The 4,167-nt window shown below is 67.2% G+C and carries 4 protein-coding genes; 3 read left to right on the plus strand and 1 reads right to left on the minus strand.

Annotated elements, in window-relative coordinates; all coding sequences use genetic code 11:
- Window positions 1–235: 235 nt before the first annotated feature.
- A complete protein-coding gene (locus NP3_RS43430) occupies window positions 236–964 on the minus strand; it encodes a class I SAM-dependent methyltransferase (RefSeq protein ID WP_218025059.1) in 729 nt (242 codons plus the stop codon).
- Between the two features lie 718 nt (window positions 965–1,682).
- Between NP3_RS43430 and NP3_RS43435 the strand changes: the two genes are divergently transcribed.
- The 3 genes from NP3_RS43435 to NP3_RS43445 form a co-directional block, all read left to right on the plus strand.
- Window positions 1,683–2,297 (plus strand): TetR/AcrR family transcriptional regulator, encoded by a 615-nt coding sequence (locus NP3_RS43435; protein WP_063047531.1) that lies wholly within the window; start codon window positions 1,683–1,685, stop codon window positions 2,295–2,297.
- The gene (locus NP3_RS43440) at window positions 2,272–3,012 is read left to right on the plus strand and encodes an ABC transporter ATP-binding protein (RefSeq protein ID WP_063047532.1); all 741 of its coding nucleotides are present in this window, start codon (window positions 2,272–2,274) and stop codon (window positions 3,010–3,012) included. Before NP3_RS43435 ends, NP3_RS43440 begins: the two co-directional genes overlap by 26 nt.
- 5 nt (window positions 3,013–3,017) lie before the next feature.
- On the plus strand, window positions 3,018–4,167 hold a 1,150-nt coding region (locus tag NP3_RS43445), incomplete at its 3' end, for an ABC transporter permease (protein WP_245721367.1).

Raw genomic sequence — 4,167 nt, forward strand, 5'->3', positions numbered from 1 at the left:
TTCCATGGCGACAGCCACTGCCACACCGTGCGCTCGGCGACACGCAGGGCTTCGCCGCTAGCCGGACATGGTCACTGCACAGCCCACCTGCTCCGACAGCCGAGCCACGCGGTCGGACAGCAGCTTGCCGCGACGGCGGCCACAGTGGGGGCGGCATGCGGCTCATCGGACAGCGGGGGAATGGGGAGGTCTGCGACAAGATCTCGTTTCGGGTGTCCAGAGGCTCGGCCCATGTTCATGGGCGGGTGCCCACCAACAGGTCGACCAGGTAGATCTCCTCGATGGTGCCATCCGGGAAAGCAGTGCTCAGCAGCCTGTGTTCGTCGGCAAGAAGGGCACGCCGTCGGCTTTCGTCGAGAACGAGGCACGCCGAGCGGCTACCGATGTTGGCCAGATGCGTGTCCAGTGAGACCGCGCGGGACCAGCGCATCTGGCGCCGCGCGACGCGCAGACCTGTAAGGCCCGCAAGCCGGATGGCTTCGGTGTCGTCCGGGCGCGCGGCGGGCCTGGGTTCCGTCCCACAGTGGTGGGCGATGCGCAGATGCTGCGCGTGGATCCACGGCACGTCGAACGCCGTGGTGTTCCACCAGATCGCCAGTGCACCGTCGCTACGCAATACACGTAGCGCCTCGGGCACGGAAACCACCGGGTCGGTCCACTGCCAAGATTGTGCGTAGGTGACGAAGTCGTGTGAGGTGCTGGCGAGTGGGAGGGCGTTGCCGTCTCCGCGCACGACCAGCACGCCCGGGACCTGGCTACGACACTCGGCGGCCATCTCCGCACCAGGCTCGACCGCGGTGACCTCGGCTCCCCGCCCAGCCAGCAGCGCTGTGGCGATCCCCGTGCCGGCGCCGACATCGGCGACGCGCGCACCCGTCAAACTGTGGCATGCGAGTTCTTCGATCGCGTCGAAAAGCTCAGGCGGATAAGAAGGTCGGCTGGCCGCATACTCGGCGGCGGCCATATTGAAAGACTGGGCCCGCGATCTGGTGGTCATCTACCCATCATCGACGCTACCCGGCGGCGTCAGAGCGTCATCTCCTAGTGACGCTTTCGTGCGGTTCAGCCGCTGACACTCTCGTGCGGTCTTGCAGCGTCGCTGGATTCGGCAGGGTTCGGTTTCGGACAGCCATCTCGGCAGCAACGGGAGGATTGACGGCAAGCGTGCGGCCTCGACTCCGACGCGGTAGCGCTAGCACGGCGTATCCGAATATTCGATTCGGACGGTTAGGTCCGAGACCGAACGCGGTGGCGGCCCGAGACACGGATCGTCCGAGAACCGCGCGCACGGATCGCATGTCGACCGGTTTGAGACGATCAGTCACCTCGGTGACGCAGTGACGCACCGATTCTTCGGACCGGCAATCCAGTCGGACCATCGTGACGGTCGGGTCCAGCCGCGGGTGCCTGTTGGTTCCGGCCACGGAAGCCGCGTTCGGCGAACCTTCGCGCTATCGCCTTTCAACACCCGATGACGCGCCGGTTACCAAAGCCGCGGCCGATATTGTGATCGGCCGCCTTCGCGAATTGCCGGCGACCGTGCCGCCGCATTGTCAAATCATGCACTCGTTGTGCTTGGGGTGCTCTGCCATCAGATGTGATCAGTAGGCAACTATTGCATAGTGCAATTGATAGTGATAGCTTGGGCATACGCCCAAGGTGATCGTCCAATCGGAGGTCCAGTGGTAACCGCAGCCGAACAAGGTCGAGAAACCCGCGCCCGCCTGATGACGGCGGCGATCGAACTCGTCGCCGAATATGGCTGGGGTGCGGTGAGCACGCGCATGGTGGCCGAGCGCGCCGAGGTGCGTCCCGGGGTGGTGCATTATCACTTCCATTCGGTAACCGACCTGTTGATCGATGCCGCGGTGTCCGCCGCGCGGCGGGAGTACGAGTCGGTGATGGCCGGTGTGTTGGCGCTTCCCGGCCCGGAGGCGATGCGCGGGATGCTCACCGCCATCGCCTCCTACACAGCCGCCGATCCGGTCACGGTGGCGATGACGGAGATGATGCTGGCGGCCACGCGGCATGAGCGGCTGCGAATCGAACTCGGCCGGTTGCTGGCCGAGGCGCGGGCGGCGATGGCGAATTGGTTCCGCACCAACGGTGCGGTGACCGATCCCGAAGCGACCGCCGCGGTGGTCGCGGCGCTGCTGGACGGACTCATCCTGCACCGCCTGATCGATCCGAGTCTGGGCGCGGTGGATATGACCGGCCCGCTGCTTCGCGCGGCGGGGTTGACCGAAAACCAAGCGAGCGAGGGGAAGTCGGATGGATCGGACGGACACCAGCGGTGATGCTCGCCGCCGCGGCGGCATAACACTGCGAGCAGTGAACAAGACCTACGGCACGGGCGAGGCCGCGGTCCACGCGTTGACCGGCGTCGACCTCGACATCCGACCGGGCGAGCTGGTCGCGGTCCTGGGGGCGAGCGGTTCGGGAAAGACCACACTGCTCAATGTCATCGGTGGCATCGAAGCGGCCGACTCCGGATCGATCGTTGTGGCGGGGCAGGACATCTCGGGCCGGAACCCGGCCACCCTGGGGGAATTCCGGCGCGATCACGTGGGATTCGTATTCCAGTTCTTCAACCTGATCCCGACCCTGACCGCGCACGAGAACGTCGAAGTCATCGTCGAGTTGACCGGCCGTGGCGATCGCAGCCGCGTACACACGCTTCTGGACGCGGTCGGACTCGCCGACCGCGCCGATCACTTCCCATCGCAACTGTCGGGTGGTCAGCAGCAACGTGTCTCGATCGCGCGGGCGCTGGCGACTGATCCGGGCCTGCTGCTGGCCGATGAGCCGACCGGCGCGCTGGATGTGGCCACGGGGCGGGGCGTGCTCGAACTTCTGCAGCAGACCAGCCGGGCCGGTCGCGGTGTTGTCATGGTCACCCACAACGAGGTGGCAGCGAGCATCGCCGATCGGGTGATCCACATGCGCGACGGTCGTGTCGTCGCCGACGAGGTGAACGCGAATCCAGTTGCCGCCGCGACCATTCGGTGGTGAGTGCGATGTTCATGGTATCGAACCGGGTGCTCGCGACGAAGATCCTGCGCGATCTGCGCCGCCGTACCACGCAGGTCGCGGCGGTCGCGGTCACCGTGCTGCTCGGCGTGCTGCTGTTCGTGGCCACCTACGACTCCTTCCGCAATCTCGAAACCTCCTACCAGCAGACCTACGCTCGCCTGCACTTCGCCGACTTCACCGCCACCGGCGGAAATCCGGCGCGGATCGCCGATGCTCTACGAGGGGCACCCGGTGTGGCGCGCGTCGCCGTGCGCACCCAAGCCGATACGGCGATGTCGATCGGCGGCACGAAACTGCTGGGCAGGATCGTGGGCCTGACCGGGCCCGCGGGCGTGAACGAGATCAGCCTGGCCGCGGGGAGATTGCCCGATCCGGCCCATCCGGACGAGGTGGTGGTCGAGCATCACGCGGCGCAGACATTCGGCCTGCACGTGGGCAGCCAGGTGCGCACCTTCGACGGCACGAGCTGGCATACCGTCACGGTGTCGGGCATCGCCTGGTCATCGGAGTACCTGTGGCCGGCCCGCAGCCGCCAGGAAGTGCTCGGCGACCCGCACGGCTTCGCGGTCGTGTTCGCGCCCCAGCCCGAGGTGACGCGCTTGTCCGGACGTGCCGGCCCCGATCAGACCCTCGTCGAAATGAATTCCGGGGCAACGGCATCCGAGCGTGACCAGGTCACCCGGCTGCTGCGCGACGCCGGGGCCCTCGACGTGCAGACCAGGGCCGATCAGCCCTCCAACGCGGCCCTGCACGAGGATCTCAGCGGCTTCTCCGAACTCGCGGTTGCCTTCCCCGCGCTGTTCCTCGTCGCGGCGGGTGTGGCGGAATACGTGTTGATCACCAGGCTCGTGCTCGCCGAGCGGCCGATCATCGGGACGCTGCTGGCAATGGGCGCACGCCGGCGCACGGTCGTCGGCCATTACGTCGGCTACGGGTTGGGAATGGTGCTCGCGGGCACGGTGTTCGGTGTGCTCGGCGGGTTCCTGGCCACTTCGGCGGTGACCGCCGCCTACACCGAAGCGGTCGGGATTCCCGACACCGTCGTCGAGCACCGGGCGTCGACCGCGATCGTCGCCGTGCTGCTCGGCCTGCTCACCGGGGTCGCGGCGGGCCTGGCCCCGGCGGTGGCCGCGG

This window comes from Nocardia pseudovaccinii NBRC 100343, assembly GCF_001613225.1.
Lineage (GTDB): Bacteria > Actinomycetota > Actinomycetes > Mycobacteriales > Mycobacteriaceae > Nocardia > Nocardia pseudovaccinii.

Bases quoted from the DNA above. Each gene is read 5' to 3' on its own strand.
- NP3_RS43430 (WP_218025059.1), bottom strand. From the start codon at position 964: ATGGCCGCCGCCGAGTATGCGGCCAGCCGACCTTCTTATCCGCCTGAG.
- NP3_RS43440 (WP_063047532.1), top strand. From the start codon at position 2,272: ATGGATCGGACGGACACCAGCGGTGATGCTCGCCGCCGCGGCGGCATA.